Origin of the sequence: Pseudomonas sp. Z4-7 (genome assembly GCF_051131965.1) — a bacterium.
Lineage (GTDB): Bacteria > Pseudomonadota > Gammaproteobacteria > Pseudomonadales > Pseudomonadaceae > Aquipseudomonas.
In genome coordinates, this window is sequence record NZ_CP071642.1 from 2,508,762 (window position 1) to 2,527,943 (window position 19,182).

Genomic DNA, 19,182 nt, shown 5'->3' on the forward strand with positions numbered 1-19,182 from the left:
GGATGCATAGCGACGGCTTGGGCGCAAGAGGCTATCGGGCGGGCGTGGACTGGGTAAGCCGCCCGCCATTCCCAACGACTAGCGCTGCCAGGATGAGCAATACGCTGCCGCCAATCAGCGGGGCTGTCACCGATACATGATCCAGCAAGCTGCCACCGAAAGCGCCTCCGACCATGATCGCCATCTGGATAGCTGCAACCATCAGTCCACCGCCAGTTTCGGGCTCATCGCTTACCTCTTTGGCGAGCCAGGTCGACCAGCATACTGGGATGGCCGAGTACAACATCCCCCAGGCAAACATCATGATGGCGGCGGCTGCGAAACTGTAGCCCAGCTCGGCCAGAGCCACCGTCATGACAGCCAACGCCACCGGAAGCCAGCGCAATAATTGGAAGAGGAATTGTTTTTCCAGCAGTCGGCTGACGATGTACGTACCACCGAAACCGGCGATGCCCAGGCTCAACAACAAAACCGACAATTGAGTGGAGTCGACGCCAGTAACCTGTTCGAGAAATGGCCGCAAATAAGTGAAAGCGGTGAACGTACCACCAAACGTCAGCATGGCGGCCAGCAGACCGAACATGACGTTCCGACGTTTCAGCACCCCGAACAGCCTGGAAAGGGGAATGGTTTTTTCTGGCTGCATTGCGGGCAAGCTTTTGTATTGCCAGATCACGTTAATGATGACAATCGGTACAAGCGCCGCGAACACAAAGCGCCACCCCAGATGACCTCCCACATAGGCCCCAATGGGGGCGGCAAACGCAGCGGCCACTGAGTGGCCCATATAGATCATGCCCAAGGCTTTGGGCACAGCCTCCTCCGGGACTATCCGAAGCACAGTGGCGGTGGACAAGGCCCAGAAACCACCGATTGCGACGCCTAGAAAAGCTCTGGCGATCATCAACCAGGTGAAGCCCGGTGCCAAAGCGATGACCACCAGCGAAATGAGCATCAGCAGGGTCATTGAGACCAGGACATGACGGCGATCGAAGCGTCCGGCAATAGAGGCAATGCAAAGACTTGCCACCACCGCAAACAAGCCGGAAATGGAAATGGCCTGGCCAGCCATGCCTTGTGAGGTGTGAAGGTCGTTGGCGATGGGCGTCAGGAGACTCACCGGCATGAATTCTGCCGCGATCAGCAGAGCGACGCAGAGTGTCAGAGACCCCACGGCGCTCCAGATCCGGCTGTCAATCTGGGCCGCATTCAAAGTTGAGGTAGTCATCGGTGTTCCTGTGAAATAGCCAATACATGACGCCCTCGATAACTAGGGAGCCGGGGAATGGACGAATAATGAAAGGAAAAATGACCGGGGATCGACCCCAGCGGGCGATGGGACACTGTCTCATCGCGACTTGCTTGAGACGAAATGATAGGGCGCTAAGGATGATCTGTAATGATCTTAAATCCGAAAGCGCCTATGAATGATGGCGAATAATTCAGCTGCGAAAAAGGAAGGGCACAGGGACAAAGGTGATTATCCGGGGTACCGTAACTCATCGATCAGAACCTGCATCGCCCGAGACTTTTCGCGCTCGCTCGAGTAGTAAAGGTGCAGCCCCGGAAATGTTCTCCACCAAGCTTGCATGACAGGGACCAGAGTGCCGCCAACCAGATGGGGATGGGCGATGTCCTCGGGGACATAGGCCAGTCCGAAACCGGATACAGCAGCATCCAGAATCTGATTGATGCCGTTGAATACGAGTCTGCCTTTGACTCTCGTATTGATTTCCTGACCGTCCTTTTCCAGTTCCCACGCGTACAGGCCGCCACGTGTCGGCAGGCGCATGTTTATACATTCATGTTCCACCAGGTCCTGAGGTCTGGTGGGTATGGCACGAGACTCCATATAGGACGGAGCGCCCACCATGACAAAGCGCATGTCGGGAGCGATACGAACGGCTTCGATCCCGTTTGCCAACCCGTCCCCGAGTCGGATGCCAAAGTCGAAATGGTCGGCCACGATGTCCGTCAAGCCATAGTCGATAACGACTTCTACACTTATTTGTGGGTATTTCGGCAGGGCTTGCGCCAATTTCGGCCAAAGCACAGTTTCGATGACATGGTCGGTTGCGGTGATGCGAATGTTACCGGCGGGGGTGTCGCCAAATTCAGCCACGGCGATCAGTTCGGTCTCGATTTCCCTCAACCGCGGTTCAACGGTATTGAGCAGACGTTCACCGGCCTCGGTGACGGATACGCTACGGGTCGTCCGAGTGAGAAGACGTACGCCGACCCGAGCCTCCAATCTCTGGATGCTATGACTGAGCATCGATTGAGAGATTCCCAGCTGGGAGGCCGCCCGCGTGAAACTTTGCTCTCGTGCAACTGCAATGAGCGCGAGCAGGTCGCTGTAATGTTCCTTTGCCATTCATCAATCTCTGCGTGGAGGCGAATACTGTATCAGCTCAAGCCACTGCTCCAAGGACCAATCTTCATGAGCTGAAACTCGCGAGGGGATTAATCAATTCTGATCATACCTCTATTCGCCGTCGAGCCTTTCACCCGAACGCCATCCGTGTTTTTAATCAAGAAAATAACAAGAGGCCTTATATGAAAATAGGAATTCTTGGCTCCGGCCGGATGGGGAGTCATCTGGGCGCAATGTTCGCCCAAGTGGGCCATGAGGTCACTTTTAGTTACTCGCGAAGTGAGCAGAGGCTAGCCGATGTGGCTGCCTCGGCCGGAAACAATGCGCATGCCGGCACGCCTGCAGAAGCGGCGTTCAACGCTGACTTGGTCTTCCTGGCCGTGCATTGGCTTCAAGTGCCCGACGTCCTCAGCCAAGTGGATGATTTGAGCGGCAAGATCGTCATGACGTGCTGCAATCCTTTAAACGCAGAGGACACGGAGCTCGTCATCGGCCACACGATTTCCGGTGCGGAAACACTGGCACAGATGATTCCTGGCGCGCATGTCGTTGCAGCCTTTCAGTCTACGCCCAGCGAGGTGTTCTTCGATGTGTTCGCGGCAAGAAACGAGGCGCTACGCCCCAGTTTGATCTTCTGTGGCGAGGACGAAGCCAGTAAAGCCACAGTTTCGGATCTTATCAGTCAAGTGGGCTTTGATCCGGTGGACGCTGGGGCTCTGAAGGTTGCCCGTTATATAGAGCCTTTCGCGATGCTCTCCGCAGTGTTGGCTTACGAAACGGACCAGGGGCCCGAATGGGCTTATCGCTTCGAGCGTTTTGACAGGCTGTTCAAAGGCACTTACCGCGTCGGGAAATAGCGGGAGGAGCGGGTACATGCAGATTTATGATTACATCGTTGTCGGTGCCGGTTCTTCGGGCTGTCCGGTTGCGCGCGGTTTGTCTGACGATCCCCGGAACAACGTCCTGCTTATTGAGGCGGGACCTGCTTCAGATCGTTTCTGGGTCAATACGCCTGCGGGAATGGGCAAGCTCTATTTCAATAAGTCATTGAACTGGAATTTCCGCACCTCGCCAATGGAGAAGCTTCAAGGGCGTCGGATGTACTGGCCTAGGGGCAAATTGCTCGGTGGATCCAGCTCCATCAACGGCATGGTATTCATCCGAGGTCACCAAAAGGATTTTGACGGCTGGCGTGCCTTGGGCAACCCAGGCTGGGGGTATGAAGATGTCTTGCCGTATTTCAAAAAGATGGAGCACTTTGAGCGGGGCGGCGATGAATATCGCGGAGCGAATGGTCCGCTATGGATCAGCGATCCGGTCGTCAAAGAAAAGAGTAGCTACGATTTTATAGAGGCCGCTAACCGTATCGGTATCCCGGTGACCGAGGACATGAACGGCGCCTTGCACGATGGCGTAGGTTTCATGCAGCACAACATCCAAGACGGGCAACGGATGTCGACTTACCGGGCATTTATCGAGCCTGTCATTGAACGGCCGAACCTGACGGTTCGAACCGGATGCGAGCTGCAGCGCGTTTTATTCGAGGGGCGTACCGCCGTCGGCGTAGAGGTTTTGAAGGGCGGTCGCTTGGAAAGGATCTATGCGGCGCGTGAGGTGATCTTGTCAGCGGGTTCACTGAAGACTCCGCAGATGCTCATGCTATCGGGTGTCGGCCCACGGGCTGAACTGGAAAAGCACGCGATACCTGTGGTCCTGGATTCCCCGGGGGTGGGGCAGAACCTGCAGGATCACTTCTATATCCACACAGGTTGGCGTTGCACCCCGGACAGCTCGTACAACGCCAACCTTGTCGGTCTGCGAAAGTACTGGGAAGGCTTCCGTTACCTGATGACCCGCAAAGGTTATCTAGCCCTCGGCTCTTCCCAGGTGGCGGCGTTCGTTAAAAGTAGCCCGGACGAGGACTATGCTGATCTTCAAATCAGCTTCAGGCCCATGACTTTTCAGTACTTTCCCGACGGCACGGTTGACGTTGAAAAGCATCCCGGGCTCGGGGTGTCGGTCTATCAGTTGCGTCCCAGCACCACGGGAACAGTGACGCTGCGCTCGACCAACCCGTCTGACCCGGCCGATTACACGCCAAATTTTCTGAGCAGCGATTACGACATCAATGCCGTGATCAGTGGTGTGCGCTGGATACGCAAAATCATGAACAGCGAGCCCATCAAGTCTCGCGTGGTTTCGGAAGAATTGCCGGGGCCCCACATTCGTACCGATGAAGATATCTACAACTATCTGGTCGAAACCGGCAATTCGGCCCACCACCAGGGCGGCACCTGCAAGATGGGTAACGACGCGATGGCGGTGGTGGACGAACGACTGCGTGTCCGCAGTATCGAGCGACTGCGGGTGGTGGATGCCTCGATCATGCCATTCATCACGTCGGGCAACACCAATGCGCCGTCCATCATGATTGGTGTGAAAGCCGCCGACCTGATTCGTGAAGATGCAATGGCTCGCCGGGCAAGCAGTTCGCCGGTCGAAACTGTTGGTTGAATAAGCGGGTACCTTGTTGCCACGTGTCACGAAAATCCTCACCGAATAACAACAACTGGAGGCACCAGCAAGATGCACGATTACGCGAAGTTTTATATTGACGGTGAATGGGTAGAGGCCGCGACCTCCCAGCGCCAGGAATTGATTGATCCGACTACCGAAGAAGCGTTTGCCACGGTCGCCATGGCGACCGTTGAAGAGGTGGACACTGCCGTGGCCGCAGCTCGGCGTGCATTCAAAAGCTATTCGCAGTCTTCCCTCGATGAGCGTTACGACCTGATCAATCGCATCATCGAAGCCTACGAACTGCGCGTCGATGATTTTGTACAGGCCATTGCGCAAGAGGTGGGTATTCCCTGCAGCGCCCGTGCTCAGGTCATGGGGCCAATCGAACATATGAAGGTCGCTCGCGACCTTTTGAAAACGTACGAGTTCGAGGCTCGAATTGGCAATACGATCGTTCGCCGTGAACCCCTGGGTGTCTGCGCACTGATCTCGCCTTGGAACTGGCCGATCCAGACAACCGTCATCAAGCTGATCTATGCGCTGGCCGCCGGTTGTACAGTCGTATCCAAGTCCAGTATCAACTCTCCGGTCAGCGCTATTTTGCTGACAGAGGTGCTGGATGCCGCGGGCGTACCCAAGGGCGTTTTCAACATGCTCAACGGCTCGGGGCGAGTGATTGGCGAGGCGATGTCGAAGCATCCCGATGTCGACATGGTTTCCTTCACGGGCTCGACCGGTGCCGGTGCGCAGGTAGGCGAGGCAGCGGCACGCACCATCAAGCGTGTGTGCCTGGAGTTGGGCGGGAAGTCGGCGAATATCGTGCTGCGAGACGCCGATCTGGAAAAGGCCGCGTGCTGGAACATTCAGCGCGGCTTCTTCAATACGGGACAATCCTGCCACGCGCCGAGTCGCATGTTGGTGCATGAAAGCCAGGTGGAGCAGATCATTCCGTTCCTGGTTGACGAAGCAAACCGATTCCGTCTCGGAGACCCGCGAGATCCCGCCACGACCATGGGGCCAATTGTCAGCCGGGCACAATTCAACAGCATCCAGCGTCACATACAGTCGGGCATCGATGAGGGTGCACGGCTGATTGTTGGCGGACTGGGGCGCCCCGAAGGCTTCGAACGTGGCTTCTTCACCCGTCCGACCGTGTTCGTCGATGTGACGCCGGAAATGACTATTTGCCGGGAAGAGATTTTCGGGCCGGTCTTGGTGGTAGTGCCTTATTCCACTGAGGCGCAGGCATTGGAAATAGCCAATGACTCGCCTTATGGGTTGGGTGGCTATGTATTCGGTGAGGACCGGCGCAAGGCGTATGAGTTCGCCAGCGGCCTGCGCGCCGGGCGTGTTTGTTTTAACGGCGCGCCGACTAACTCGCTGACGCCTATGGGGGGCTACAAGGAATCCGGCATTGGCCGCTCGATGGGTGTTTTCGGGTTGCAAGAGTATCTGGAAATCAAATCGGTCTATGGCTTTGACGAGGAAGCCGCAGGCCTGCCGTCGTTGAAAGCCTGATACGGCTATCCAAGACCAAACGCTGCCGCACCGATGATTGGCGCGGCACGCCTGCTGTTTGAAGAGCATATTTATTCATCTGATTAATAGCACCTTGCGAGCTGACTCACGTGGTTCGCTTGCTGTGCCACGGACGCGCCCAGTAGGGTAAGGCTCGTCTAAAAATACGACGTTGCAGTTGTTGTTATTGCGAATGGTCAGTTGCCAACGATTATCCGCAGGTCGTGTTCGACCAGGTTTTTCACACTGTTTTCAATCGAGGCATTCTTACAATGGAACTCAACGTAAATGGCACTGTGTATGAGGTTGAGGCGGATGCGGATACACCATTGTTATGGGTGATTCGCGACGATATCGGCCTGACCGGAACCAAGTACGGGTGCGGATTGGCGCAATGCGGCGCCTGTTCGGTCATGGTGGACGGCGTGCTGCTTCGCTCATGCGTTACACCGGTTGAAGGTGTAAAGGGCAAACAGATCCGCACAATCGAAGCCATTGAAGACGACGAGTTGGGCAAGCGCGTAGTGGCGGCCTGGGTCAAGCATCAAGTCGCCCAGTGTGGTTATTGCCAGTCTGGCCAGGTGATGGCCGCCACTGCGCTGTTGCAGCGCATTCCCAAACCTTCCCAAGCCGATATTGCTGCCGCCATGACGAATCTCTGCCGTTGCGGCACTTATAACGCGATCAAGACTGCTGTCGATGAGCTTGCTGGTGCTTGAACACGCGCAATTCGACTGAGCTGCGACGTGCCTGGCGACAATGCCGACGGCTAATCCTGACCACCTTTAATGGAGCAGGGATTGGTCTGCTGCCAGGCCGAGCATTGAATGCAAACACAGGGGAACACTATGTCAAAACTGGATGATTCAATCGCCGAGCGCGGCGTACTTTCCGACGCGCAACCTGTGAACGTCTCTCGCCGCCGTTTTTTGCAGGCATCGGCTGGCGTCACGGCGGGTGCGCTTGTTATCAGCTTCGGAATTCCCCTTGGCCCGTTGCGTGCTGCCGAGCGTGCCCAGGCACTGCCGGCTGGCGCCCGTGTACCGGCGTTCCTGGAGATTCGTCCGGATAATACCGTTCGCCTGCAGAGCCCCTTTATCGAGGGTGGGCAGGGCATTTTCACAGGCATGGCACAGGTCGTGGGTGAGGAGCTCGATATAGATCCAGCCAGCTTTCTGGTGGAGAACGCGGCGCCCGGGAATGACTTCAAAGTCATGGAAGGTGGCATGCGCTTCACCGGTGGTAGCCGGTCGATGCGCGCGAGCTACATGACCATGCGCCGACTGGGCGCATCGGCGCGCCTGATGTTATTGCAGGCTGCGTCATCCCACTGGAAGGTGCCGCTGGCGCAGCTGACTACCGAGCCAGGGCGGGTCATTCATGCCGCTTCCAATCGATCGATCACCTATGGTGAACTCGCGCCGCTAACGCTCGACTTGCCCATTCCCGATCCGCAAACCGTTACTCTGCGCGACCCTGCCACATTCCGCTGGATCGGTAAGCCGGTCCAGCGAATAGACGTCTACGACAAATCCACTGGCAAGGCGCAATACACCATCGATACTCGCGTCGAAGGCATGCTCCACGCTGCGGTACAGCATGCGCCGCGGCTGGGTCTGCAAGTGGGGCAGGTGCGCAACGAGGATCAGATCAGGAACCTCAAAGGCGTGCATTCGGTGCACCGTCTTGAAGGGGCAGTGGCGGTGGTTGCGCAACGCTGGTGGGTGGCCAAGCGTGCCGTCGAGGCTCTGCAAGTGGAGTGGACGGAGCCGGGTGGCGATTCAACCGTGCGCTACATGCCGGCTAATTTCGACACCCAGGCCTATGCGGAGCAATTGAGTAAAACCACCGACGCCGGGGATGAGGCCGAACGTGAGGGCGACCTGCAGCAAGGGCTGGCCGGTGCCAAGAAAATCGTCAGTGCGACTTACAATACCCAATACCTCAACCACGCCCAGTTGGAGCCGCCCTCGGCCCTGGCGCGCTTCGGCGCTGAAGGCAATCTCGATCTGTGGCTGCCGAACCAGGCCCCGGATTTGTTTTTGGCCGACGTCGCCAAGCGTACCGGTCTGGATCCTTCCAAAATCACTCTCCACTCACCGCTGCTGGGTGGCTTTTTCGGCCGGCATTTTTTATACCCGAATGCATCACCTTACCCTCAAGCTATCCAGCTGGCTCAATCCACAGGTCGACCGATCAAGGTGATTTGGAGCCGCGAGGAAGAATTTTTGCGTGACGTGCTTCGTCCTTCCGCCGTAGTGCGCTTTCGCGCAGGCCTGGATGAACAGGGCATGCCGGTGGCCTTCGAAGCAATTAGTGCCACGGAGGGGCCAACCGAGGGTATCGCTAACAAACAAGGAGACAAAATCGACCCGACCGCCGTCGAGGGCCTGGCCGGTAAAAAATACGCCATTGCCCATCGTCGGATCGCTCAACTGTACTCGCAGACCCCGATGATGTTGGGATACTGGCGTTCAGTCGGGAACTCCATCAATGACTTTATGTATGAAGCTTTTCTGGATGAAGTGGCGGATGCCGGCGGTCAGGATCCCTATGAGCTGCGGGCCAAGCTGCTGCAGGGCAACGAGCGGCTAAGCCACCTGCTCAAGACAGTGGCCGACCTGTCCGGGGGGTGGAAACGAGGGCCGTTCACGGCGCAAGACGGCACCAAGCGAGCAAGAGGCGTTGCAATGGCATCGCCATTTGGTACCGAAACGGCGGTGATCGCAGAGGTTTCCATCAGCAACGGAGCGGTGAAGGTTCACGATATCTGGCAGGCAATCGATCCGGGTAGCATCGTCAACCCCGCCATCATCGAGGCTCAGGTCAACTCAGCCGTGGCCCTCGGCTTGTCTCAAACCCTGATTGAACAAGCCATTTACAAAGATGGGACGCCGGTAGCGCGTAATTACGACCTCTACCGCATTCTCACACCGGAGATGATGTCCAGGGTCCATGTCCGCGTGGTGGAGAGTGGTGCGCCAATGGGCGGAATCGGCGAACCGCCTCTGCCTGCGGTGGCACCGGCGGTTGCTAACGCCGTCTCGCGACTGACCGGGCAACGAATTCGCAGCATGCCTCTATCGCAGTACCGCTTCGACACCTGATGAGGAATGGCTCGTGAATAAAACTATAAAGTATCTGCTGCCAGCAGGCATCGTCGTGGCAGCCGGCTTGGGCTGGTTTGTCAATCGCACGCCATCTTCGCCTTTTGCTGATGAGACAGCTCCCCCGTCGACAGATGCACAACTTGTCCAACGCGGTGAATATGTTGCCAGGCTGAGCGACTGTGTGGCCTGCCACAGCACGCCAAAAGGTGCGCCGTTTGCCGGCGGGTTAGAGATGGCGACCCCGATGGGGTCGATCTATGCCACCAACATTACCCCGGACAAACAAACGGGCATCGGCAGTTACAGCCTGGCCGACTTCGATCGCGCAGTACGCAGCGGAGTCGCGGCTGACGGGCACAGGCTGTATCCGGCTATGCCGTACCCATCCTATGCCAAGCTCAGCGACGATGATGTGCGGGCGCTTTATGCGTTCTTCATGGCCGGCGTTAAGCCGGCGCAGCAGCCGAATCAGCAAAGCCATATCCCCTGGCCGCTCAACATGCGCTGGCCGTTGGCTTTATGGAATGCGGCGTTTGTCGATGACGGTGCCTATCAGGCTAAGCCGTCAGAGGATGCGCTGTGGAACCGCGGTGCATACATCGTTCAAGGCGCGGGGCATTGTGGCAGTTGCCATACCCCACGAAGCTTGACGATGAACGAGAAGTCGCTGGATGAAAGCAGCGCTACTTTCCTCAGCGGTTCGCTGCTTGATGGGTGGTACGCGCCGAGCCTGCGCCAGGATCCGAACACTGGATTGGGTCGCTGGAGTGAGCAGCAAATCGTCGACTACCTGAAGACCGGACGTAACGCTCACAGCGTGGTCGTGGGCACTATGGCTGAAGTCTTCAACAACTCGACGCAATACATGTCTGACCCGGACCTGAAAGCCATCGCGCATTACCTGGTGTCGTTGCCGGGTGACCCAAAGCGTGACGGGCCGCCATGGAAGCCAGCGGCCACACTGGCGGTAGAACAATCACCACCGTTGTCGACACCAGGGGCCGCCAACTATATGGCCAAGTGCAGCAGCTGCCACGGCAGTGACGGCAGCGGGCAAGCGCCATGGATACCTCCTTTGGCAGGCGCATCTTCATCGATGGTGAAGGAAAGCGCTACTAGCATCAATGCCACCTTGAACGGTTCCGAACGTGTCGTTGCCAACGGTATTCCGGATTCGTATCGCATGCCCCCGTACCGCAACCAACTTTCTGATCAGGAAGTCGCCGATGTACTGACTTTCGTTCGCACGTCATGGGGTAATCAGGGAGGCGCAGTGAAGGCTGACGAGGTGAAGGAACTGCGTGAACGAACCAATCCGGCCAGCAGCAACCCGATCATCCTGCAGATGCGTTGAGAGAGTATGGTGAGGGCTTGGCCAAGGCCCTCGCCATACACAAGGAGTCCTCGTCGGGGAGAAGTGGTTCGTGAAAAGGCGGTCCGTGTTTTCGATCATTACGCTTCGGCGTGCATGATCCAAGCAGAACTCTGGTGGTAACGCCGTTGTGGGGCTAGCAATCAGAGGGAGGGACAGGCGCCACTTTCGACGTTTGGGTGCGTTCAGGGAACGTTGTGACCAGCCGCTCGGATCAGCCCGTACCATTCGGGGCGGGTGAGCGGGATATTCGAGCCCGCGGCTGCCTCGACGAGGCGCTCGGGTCTCGTGGTACCCAGCACTACTTGGATGCCGGCGGGGTGACGGGTGATCCAGGCTGTTGCGATTGCGGTCGGAGTGACATCGTACTTCTCAGCCAATCGTTTGAGTTCGGCATTCAGCTGCGGGTAGTCGGGAGAGTCGAAGAACACCCCCATCCTGAAAAGCTTTCTGAAATTGAGACCACGCCTGCAGTGTGATCTTGTTGATCCTCGCATAGTCGACGATGCCGCCGCCGTCACGAGTGATTGAGTCGTCTTGCCGGTGGACTCCAGATGGTCAAACGCGCGGGCGACTTCTTCCGGCACCACGAGTGCGTCGGGACGGTGCAGCAGTAGTACATCCAGGTAGTCGGTACCCAGCGCTTTCAGCGACCTTTCGGCCGATTCCACGATGTGCCCGCAGGACTGATCGTAGTGCCACGGGTTGTCCACGATGCTGGTCTTGGACTGGAGGAAATCTGCTCGCGCTCAGCTCTGCTGAGTCGCAGCGCCTCGCCGAATCGGCGTTCGCACAGATGCGGGCCACCGCCGGGATGGTTGAATCCGTAGAGGTCAGCGTGATCGAAAAAAATGACGCCCGATTCGCGCGCCGTGGTGTAGAGCGCGCGGATCTGGTCATCGGTGCTGCCGGCGATGCGCATCATGCCCGCGACGACGTTGGGAACCCGAGTGTCGGTTGATCCTAGTAGTAGGGTTTTCATGAGAGCTCCTTATCAGGACAGTGGTGGGCTGTCGGACGCCTTGCGTGACCGCAATGCACTCACCAAGGCTGGTTCGCAGGGCCAACTGTGAACTCGTTGATTGTCGTGTCATCGGGCTGGTCGATTGCGAAGGCGACAACGTTGGCGATCCGGTCTGGAGAAATGCCGTACTTGTCATAGATGTCCTGCATCTGGTCTAGCGCCTGCTTATCGCTGATTGTCGCCAATAGTTCAGTGTTGACTGCGGCCGGGTAGATCGTCGCGGTGCGAATGTTATTGCCCTCCATGGCGGACTCCATGCGCAAGACTTCCATGAAGTCGCGCACGAACCACTTCGTACCGCCATAGACGGCGCCGCCCGGATAGGCCTTGAGCCCCGCCACCGACGAGGTGGTGATCACGTGCCCGGACTTCTGTGCCAGGAACACGGGCAGCACGGCCGCTACGCCATTCAGAACACCTTTCACGTTGACATCGATCATCTGGTGCCAGTCTTCGGTCTTCAGGGCGGACAGCGGCGAGTTCGGCATCAGCCCTGCGTTCAGGAAAATGACGTCCACACCGCCGAATGTTTCTTTGGCCAGTTGAACGATGCGGTCGTTGTCCTCTTGCTTTGTCACGTCCAGCATCTGATAAACCACCTGGCCTCCGCTCAGGAGAATCTCGTCCGCGATCTGCTTGAGCTTGTCTTCGCGTCGCGCACCGAGCACGATTTTGGCGCCTTTGCTCGCGAGCAGCTTGGCGGTTGCCTCGCCGATTCCGGACGATGCCCCGGTGATGATGACTACTTTGTCTTTGATAATGATTTCTCTCTCTGGATTCGGGCTGCGAAGGAGGTGCAGCAGATGATGAGGCGGTATCTCAGGTCGGTGTTCAGCGCATGGAGACTACTTTGTCAGCGCACGCTGCTCTTGGGAGAACACCACCCGAACATCGCCACGGCCGAGCGCCTGGGCCAGGCCAGTCGGATCGTCCACGCGGCCTAGACGGGTGTATGAGTAAGCTGAGTCGAAGGTCTTGTAAAAGATGACCACGGTGCGCGATCCCCAAAGCATAAGGTCTCCGTTGCGGATCGTGCCGGGCCGGCTCTCACTGGTGGGCAGTGCGTCAGGCAGCTCTTTTTTCTTCTCGTTTCCGTGGAGGTCCTCCATGTCCAGTGTCAGCGGCAGCGTGGCGGTGAATGCGCGAGTGGCCTCGTTGTCGTCCAGTGTGATGGCGAAGCGACGTTCCCCGACGGTCATCCACAGGCGTGATTCATCCGATTTCTTGGGTGCTTGAGTGACATCCTGCTCAGCGGCCACGGGCAGCGCAGTGCTGGCGGCGTGGGCGGGATGGCCGCTGCACAGTGCAAGGAGAAGCAGCGGCATCCCAAGCTGTTGCATGGCCCGCCGGTGCCAGGAATGCCTACGACTTGCAGCGCCAAGAGAGGAGAGAGTGCCGCCTGCACCGACGTCAACGTTTTCGCAATTCATGTTGTTCTCCTTGTAATGCGGAAAATGGGCCAGACGCGTTGCCGCGCCTGCACGTGAATTCGCAGGTGTCGAGCGCGAATTCACGCAGCAATATGGCGAAGACGCTCCTCATCGAGTGGTCTATTGCCAGTTCTGGTTGCGATCCCCACTGGAAAGTCAGAAGTGCTGAGTGGCATGAATCCATACCGTAGGGCGCGTCATCCCGCTCAGTCGCATCCAGATGCATTGTCCGCCTGGATGCGACTGCCTCAAGACGTCAAGCGGCGCGTGCCGCCGTGGCCAGGTGCTGCGTGAAGAAGGTCGTCAGCTTGTCGAAAGGAATCACGTCCACACGGTCATACAGATCTGTGTGGCTGGCCTCTGGAATGATCATCAGCTCCTTCGGCTGCGCCGCGGCCGCGTAAGCGGTTTCGCTGAAGTAGCGCGAGTGGGCGTTTTCACCGTGGATGAACAGGACCGGACGTGGAGAAATTTCCGCGATGTAGGTCAGGATCGGCATGTTCATGAACGACAGGGGTGTAGTGATCCTCCACGAGTTGCCCGAGTTGACCGCCCGCGGATGGTGTCCGCGGGTCGTGCTGTAGTAATCGTGATAATCGACCATGAACTGCGCTTCACCACCCTTCAGTTCGTTGTAGGGGGGCTGGTAGGCAGGGGCACCATTTTTCGCGTCGACCCAACGTTGTGCGCTCAGTTGTTCGAGCCCTTGCGTGCGCTGTTCTAGGGTTACGCTATCGTTGTAGCCCTTGGACATGACGCGGGTCATGTCGTACATGGTGCTGGCGACAACCGCCTTGACGCGCTTATCCAAGGCCACGGCATTCAGCGCCATGCCGCCCCAACCGCAGATGCCGATGACACCAATCCGCTCGCGATCAACGGAGGGTTGCAGGCCAAGAGCATCAACTGCCGCGCTCACATCCTCGGTGTTGATGTCTGGCGAGGCGACGTTGCGCGGCTCACCGCTGCTTTCCCCGGTGTAGGATGCATCGAAGGCCAGCGTGACAAAACCGCGCTCGGCCATGGTTTGCGCGTAAAGCCCGGAGGCCTGCTCCTTCACCGCGCCAAACGGGCCACAGACGACAATAGCTGCGAGTTTTGCGCTGGCGTTCTTCGGTTGGTACAGGTCGCCCGCTAGGGTGATGCCATAGCGGTTCGTGAAGGTGATCTTCTTATGGTCCACCTTGTCGCTCTTGGCGAAAGTCTTGTCCCATTCCTGTGTCAGTTGCATGTGCTTGCCTTACATGTAGTTGAGATTGTTCCTGCCAGCCTGGATACCCGTCGAGCAGCGGGGGGCTTGTCGTCGGCGTCATAGGCTTTTCGAACCATGGGGAACATGTTTCGTAAATGACGTCGCCCGTCGGGATCGGCTTTGCCAGCTAATGTATGCCTGTCACTGCCCCAAAACATCGCACGAAATTGCAAGCATCTATGCACGCTATTGGATAATCGGTTCTGTGATCCAAGCTGTTCGGAATGGGAACCTACCGGTGAAGAGGTGGATTCGCATTTGGGTGAGCGGTGAGTTCATCCGAGCTTCGGGCGGTCTGTGTGGCGTTGGCTAATGAACACGTCAATTGAATCGAGCGGTGTGGGCCTGGTTTGGATTTCTTCTGCCCTTGATGCCCATCGAAAACAAGTCCAATCGCTATCAACATGATCGCGGCAGGTCATCCAAGTCTTCTGATCCGCACGCTGATGCCGTTTCCCCTTTCTACTTCGGCTCGCCTTCGACGATATAGGCATTGGTATGGCCTGATCGCTGCCGGAAGGGCCGGATCTTGGCGTACTCAGGTGAGTTGTACCAGGCACGAGCCTGCTCAAGGCTATCGAACTCGATGATGATCAATCGATGACTCGGTGGACTGCCTTCGAGCGGGCTGACTCCGGGGGCACGCACTATGTATCGTCCGCTGTAGCGCTCAAACGTGGCATCCACCTGCTCCCGGTATGGCTTGATTCCCTCGGGGTCGGTCAGTTCGAATTCGGCAACATAGTAGGCAGGGGCGCTTCCTTTAGACTGCTGGGCCAGGGGAGTCGGCGTCTGAGCTTGGGTAATGGGCGCGCCAAGGGCCAAGATTACAGTCGCGACGGCCATATAAAATGCGGAGTTATTCAACTTCATGGGTAATGCTCCTTCGCAAGATCGAGGTGACGTTGGTCGTCAGTCAGGTTGTAACGCTTTGGCGCTGAGTTGGATGGGCTGTGTTTCGATCAGCTTGCGCGACACGATCATTGGCTGTGTGATCGCTACGTATTTCTTGAAGTGCGGGGATTCGATGTGTGCTCGATAGGCTTCTTCGCTGGCGTAAATCTCGAAAAAACGAAGACTGTTGGGCTTTCCCTTTTCCGCTACTGAGTAGATGGCGAGCACGCCGGGTTCAACACGAATGGATTCTTCCATCTCTTCCCTGACGGCCACCTTGTAGGCTTCAAGCTGTGTCGGATCGATCACCAATTCGGCAATGCGTACAACGGTCGTGGAAGCCTCTTGTGCCTGCACCGTATCTGCTCCGAGGCTACCTGCCATGCCAGCGAAAAGTACTGCCGGCAGGAGTCGGTTTCTGTTCTTTGTCATGTGATATCTCCTTGGGTCAATGGGGGCTGATAGTTGCGCCTGGTTTAACTTTACAGTCGAGGGTGCTATCAGTCTTGCGGGTATTTCTCCAAATCGCAGACAAGCACGTCGATCGCAAGTCGAGATCGAAGTGGCAAATATTGAGCAGCAGGCCAGACCACGTAGCACTCCATGGCTGCTCTAGGCCGATCTCCCCATATCTCTACGAGTGAGCCCTGCAGCATCCGATCCCGGATCAGCCAGTAAGGAAGCCAAGCCAAGCCCATGCCCTCGGCGGCAGCGTCCGCAATCACCTCCAAGTCGTCGAAGCGCAGGCGTGAGGTGACAAGAACGTCAACGAGCGCACCTTTTTCGTCGGGAAGCTTCCACGCCAAACCGTAATCGTTGCGCCAGTATGGGAGCAGGTTATGGTCAGTAAGATCGGCTAACGTGTGTGGCTCGCCCCGTCTTTCGAGATATACCCGTGAGGCGCACAGCACCTTTCGTTGACTGACTAACTGGCGCGCACGCAGGGTCGAGCCATTGCCTAGCTGACCGTTGCGCACTGCGAGGTCAAAACCCTCGGCGATCAAGTCAACCTGGCGATCGCTGAAATTTAGCTCCAACTTGAGGTTGGGATGTTGGCGCGCATAGGCGCGCAAGATGGGCGCGACGCGATAGCGCCCGAACAAAACAGGAAGCGTGACTCGCAACTTGCCGACGACCTCCCGCCGGCCGTTCTCCAGCATGGTCTCACCCGCGCGCAACTCATCGATCGCACGGAGGCAGCGCTCATAGTACTGCTGGCCGTCCTCGGTCAGATACTGGGTTCTCGTGGTCCGCTGAAACAGCTGAACGCCAAGGCGCTCTTCTAAACGTGCGATCGCCTTGCCGACTGCCGAGCGCGTTAAGGAAACCCGTTCACCGGCTTTCGCAAAACCACCGGCGTCGACGACTTCGACGAACAACTGCACACCATCGAATCTATCCCGCAAGGTTGGTTCTCTGTGATTGTAGAATTAAAGGATGCATTGGTGAGAACTATTGCCTCCAATGCTTAACAAGATTCTACTTTAAAGTAACACAGCAGCACACGTGTCTTTGTGCTTTCGCAACGTGTGGTTCACACCAGAACTACCTGCCTATGGATACTCGCGTATGGCCAAAGAACAGGGGAGCTATATGAAGTTGATCTCAGGCAAACGGGTCGCCCAGACTGCCCGTCGATTCAATTCTGTATAAGCCATTTCGCCTCAAATCCAATCCAGGAGCAAGACCATGAAATTGCTTTGCCTAGACGTCCCGCAGCCCGGCGCCACGATGGAAAAATATGCACCGCACATGGCGGACGAAGTGCGCCACACCTGGCAGATGTACAAGGGCGACATTATTCGGGATATCTATTTCCGGCAGGATCGTCCCGGTGTCGCGATCATCGCCGAAGCCGAATCTGTCGAAGTCGCCAAGGCAGGCCTCATTGATTGGGAGGTTATTCCGCTCGGTCCCTTCACCAACTGGCAAGCGCTGTTCGCGCTATGTGCCGTTACGGTGGTACCGTCCCGGAGGACATGGTGAGCGGGCGATTCTAGGCCGATATTTGCTGGGTTGTCGCGGCGGTGCCGAGTTATCTGGAGCGGTTCGAAACGCCCGAACATTCGGATGACCTGTTGAATCACCGGTGCATCAGCAACCGTCTTGGAGATGATCGGGTTTATCGGTGGGAATTGGAGCACAATGGTCAGGGGGCCCAAATCACCGTGCCAACGTCCGTCACGGTCGACCAAGCTGTGACGGGCCTCATTGCGGTGCTTGGTGCTGACTTGATGTATTTCCCGGCTCCGTCTGGTGCTTACGGAATGGGCAGCTTTTCGAACAGTACGTCCAAGGGGGCTTCCCGTCCGAGTGGCTATGGGCCGAATAAAATGACATAGCATGGCATATCTCCTTTAATGGTCCTTGATACCCTTCAGAAACAAGTCCAGAATCAAGTCTTTTCTTGCTTCGGAAAGAAAAGAAACCCTTTAGATTTCAACGAGTCGGATGCCAGATACGAGTCTCGTTTCCCGCTCCAATTATTTTCTATAGACTTCCATTGAAGTATTTAGAAGACAAAAAAAGAGGCTTTGGCCTCTTTTTTCGTTCCAGTAAAGTCCACTTTGATACATCAACAGCCGCAATTTTTTAGTACATTTTTTGTACATCAATTCGACGCTTGGTAAATCAGTTTTTTGAGCAGCTTAGTACTCTGAAAACTGTACAACACACCTTCATTTCATATGAGGGAGTTAGTACGATGGTCCTTACCAATACGGCGGTTCGACACGCCAAACCTCGCGCCAAAAACTATACCCTTCCTGACTTTGATGGCCTCGCACTTTTCGTGAATACGAAAGGCACCAAGAGCTGGCACTTCCGTTTTTCTTGGGCGGGCAAACAGCCTCGTATTTCGCTCGGTACTTATCCTGAAATAGATCTACGCGATGCTCGCGCGCTGTGTGATATCGCCAGGGCGCTGGTCGCGAAGGGTATCGATCCCCGCGATCAGCGACGCCTTGAGCGCAATGCCAAACTGTTTGCCGAGAAAATACCTTCTTAGGACGATGTGATGCAGATCTTCAGCTCTAGGGGGTAGGGGCGGGCCCCCCCGATCTGACGTCGTGGGCCGCTGGGAAGTAAGCGAATGGCAAAGACACCCTAGGTTAGGTGGTAATGCCCAATTTTCTTGTTGATCCAGCAATCATAGGACACGCCACAATGTTTCACGAGTTGTGGCGTCCAAGGTCAGCCATTGACGATCCATAACCTGTTTCAAGCCCTCAGCTATGTGTTCACTGGGCATCGTACGGAAGCCGTGTTTGCGGAACCAAGGGCCATTCCAAGGAGGCTCATGAAAAGTTGTTAAGGTCACTGCTTGAACCCCAATGCTTTCAGCATGCTCTATAACTGCCGTGAGAAGCCTTGCCCCAATCCCACTCCCTGAAGCATCCGGGTCGACGGAAATATTGTCTAAATATAAATGCCCGTCCAGTGGCCGCATTGCCGCAAAGCCCATTATTTTCTGGCTTTCGCTATCGAGCGCCACTACGACCCGACAGGCTTCAAATCTCGCTGGGGGCAGTGCGGGTGTTTCAGCAATATGGGCGAGATTTGGAATGGCCTTGTAACGCAGACGTGCTTGAGCCGAGATACGGCATAAATCTGCCACATCATCTATGCCACTAAGCCGGAGTTGGTAGCTATGCATGCTTTCTTCTCTCATTAAGATCGCTGGATGAGT

At 56.7% G+C, this 19,182-nt stretch carries 18 protein-coding genes and 1 pseudogene; 8 read left to right on the forward strand and 11 right to left on the reverse strand.

All coding sequences use genetic code 11. The features are described 5' to 3' along the window. Positions 1-31: 31 nt before the first annotated feature. Together J3P91_RS11510 and J3P91_RS11515 are read right to left on the reverse strand one after the other, a co-directional pair. Positions 32-1,228, reverse strand: coding sequence for an MFS transporter (locus J3P91_RS11510; protein ID WP_434604209.1), 1,197 nt, complete (start codon positions 1,226-1,228; stop codon positions 32-34). A gap of 252 nt (positions 1,229-1,480) precedes the next feature. Next, positions 1,481-2,374 carry a LysR family transcriptional regulator gene (locus tag J3P91_RS11515; RefSeq protein ID WP_434604211.1) on the reverse strand — a complete coding sequence of 298 codons (894 nt, stop codon included), beginning with the start codon at positions 2,372-2,374 and terminating at the stop codon, positions 1,481-1,483. A 182-nt stretch (positions 2,375-2,556) separates the two neighbouring features. Between J3P91_RS11515 and J3P91_RS11520 the strand changes: the two genes are divergently transcribed. The 6 genes from J3P91_RS11520 (at position 2,557) to J3P91_RS11545 (ending at position 10,876) form a co-directional block, all read left to right on the forward strand. Then, positions 2,557-3,231: an NADPH-dependent F420 reductase gene (locus J3P91_RS11520; RefSeq protein ID WP_434604213.1), complete on the forward strand. Its 675-nt coding sequence runs from the start codon at positions 2,557-2,559 to the stop codon at positions 3,229-3,231. A gap of 16 nt (positions 3,232-3,247) precedes the next feature. Then, the gene (locus J3P91_RS11525) at positions 3,248-4,888 is read left to right on the forward strand and encodes a GMC family oxidoreductase (protein ID WP_434604215.1); all 1,641 of its coding nucleotides are present in this window, start codon (positions 3,248-3,250) and stop codon (positions 4,886-4,888) included. Between the two features lie 72 nt (positions 4,889-4,960). Then, the gene (locus J3P91_RS11530; RefSeq protein WP_434604217.1) at positions 4,961-6,412 is read left to right on the forward strand and encodes an aldehyde dehydrogenase family protein; all 1,452 of its coding nucleotides are present in this window, start codon (positions 4,961-4,963) and stop codon (positions 6,410-6,412) included. A 272-nt stretch (positions 6,413-6,684) separates the two neighbouring features. Continuing rightward, a complete protein-coding gene (locus tag J3P91_RS11535) occupies positions 6,685-7,131 on the forward strand; it encodes a (2Fe-2S)-binding protein (RefSeq protein WP_013692840.1) in 447 nt (148 codons plus the stop codon). Positions 7,132-7,260: 129 nt separating this feature from the next. Then, on the forward strand, positions 7,261-9,519 hold the full coding sequence (locus J3P91_RS11540; RefSeq protein ID WP_434604221.1) for a molybdopterin cofactor-binding domain-containing protein: 2,259 nt from the start codon (positions 7,261-7,263) through the stop codon (positions 9,517-9,519). A gap of 13 nt (positions 9,520-9,532) precedes the next feature. Continuing rightward, positions 9,533-10,876 (forward strand): c-type cytochrome, encoded by a 1,344-nt coding sequence (locus J3P91_RS11545; RefSeq protein ID WP_434604224.1) that lies wholly within the window; start codon positions 9,533-9,535, stop codon positions 10,874-10,876. A gap of 203 nt (positions 10,877-11,079) precedes the next feature. Here J3P91_RS11545 and J3P91_RS11550 read toward each other — a convergent pair whose 3' ends face one another. The 8 genes from J3P91_RS11550 to J3P91_RS11585 all read right to left on the reverse strand — a co-directional run bounded on the left by J3P91_RS11550 (position 11,080) and on the right by J3P91_RS11585 (position 16,879). Continuing rightward, a complete protein-coding gene (locus J3P91_RS11550; protein ID WP_434604227.1) occupies positions 11,080-11,607 on the reverse strand; it encodes an aldo/keto reductase in 528 nt (175 codons plus the stop codon). Further along, entirely contained in the window at positions 11,541-11,876 is a 336-nt protein-coding gene (locus J3P91_RS11555; protein WP_434604230.1) for a hypothetical protein, read from the reverse strand. Before J3P91_RS11555 ends, J3P91_RS11550 begins: the two co-directional genes overlap by 67 nt. A gap of 59 nt (positions 11,877-11,935) precedes the next feature. Then, positions 11,936-12,679 (reverse strand): SDR family oxidoreductase, encoded by a 744-nt coding sequence (locus tag J3P91_RS11560; protein ID WP_434605084.1) that lies wholly within the window; start codon positions 12,677-12,679, stop codon positions 11,936-11,938. Between the two features lie 84 nt (positions 12,680-12,763). After that, entirely contained in the window at positions 12,764-13,348 is a 585-nt protein-coding gene (locus J3P91_RS11565; protein ID WP_434604232.1) for a cyclophilin-like fold protein, read from the reverse strand. A gap of 256 nt (positions 13,349-13,604) precedes the next feature. Beyond that, positions 13,605-14,579, reverse strand: a complete 975-nt coding sequence (locus J3P91_RS11570) for an alpha/beta hydrolase (RefSeq protein WP_434604234.1) — start codon at positions 14,577-14,579, stop codon at positions 13,605-13,607. A gap of 483 nt (positions 14,580-15,062) precedes the next feature. Further along, entirely contained in the window at positions 15,063-15,473 is a 411-nt protein-coding gene (locus tag J3P91_RS11575) for a DUF1330 domain-containing protein (RefSeq protein ID WP_434604236.1), read from the reverse strand. 39 nt (positions 15,474-15,512) lie between these two features. Further along, positions 15,513-15,926, reverse strand: a complete 414-nt coding sequence (locus J3P91_RS11580; RefSeq protein ID WP_434604238.1) for a putative quinol monooxygenase — start codon at positions 15,924-15,926, stop codon at positions 15,513-15,515. A gap of 68 nt (positions 15,927-15,994) precedes the next feature. After that, on the reverse strand, positions 15,995-16,879 hold the full coding sequence (locus J3P91_RS11585) for a LysR family transcriptional regulator (protein ID WP_434604240.1): 885 nt from the start codon (positions 16,877-16,879) through the stop codon (positions 15,995-15,997). A gap of 304 nt (positions 16,880-17,183) precedes the next feature. On the opposite strand from J3P91_RS11585, the gene J3P91_RS11590 reads away from it, so the two are divergent. Then, positions 17,184-17,480 carry a superoxide dismutase gene (locus J3P91_RS11590; protein WP_434604242.1) on the forward strand — a complete coding sequence of 99 codons (297 nt, stop codon included), beginning with the start codon at positions 17,184-17,186 and terminating at the stop codon, positions 17,478-17,480. Positions 17,481-18,198: 718 nt separating this feature from the next. Then, positions 18,199-18,465: pseudogene (locus J3P91_RS11595) on the forward strand (Arm DNA-binding domain-containing protein); the annotation flags it as partial. A gap of 177 nt (positions 18,466-18,642) precedes the next feature. Here J3P91_RS11595 and J3P91_RS11600 read toward each other — a convergent pair. Beyond that, complete coding sequence (locus J3P91_RS11600; protein ID WP_434604244.1) at positions 18,643-19,149, reverse strand: GNAT family N-acetyltransferase; 507 nt, start codon at positions 19,147-19,149, stop codon at positions 18,643-18,645. Positions 19,150-19,182 lie beyond the last annotated feature (33 nt).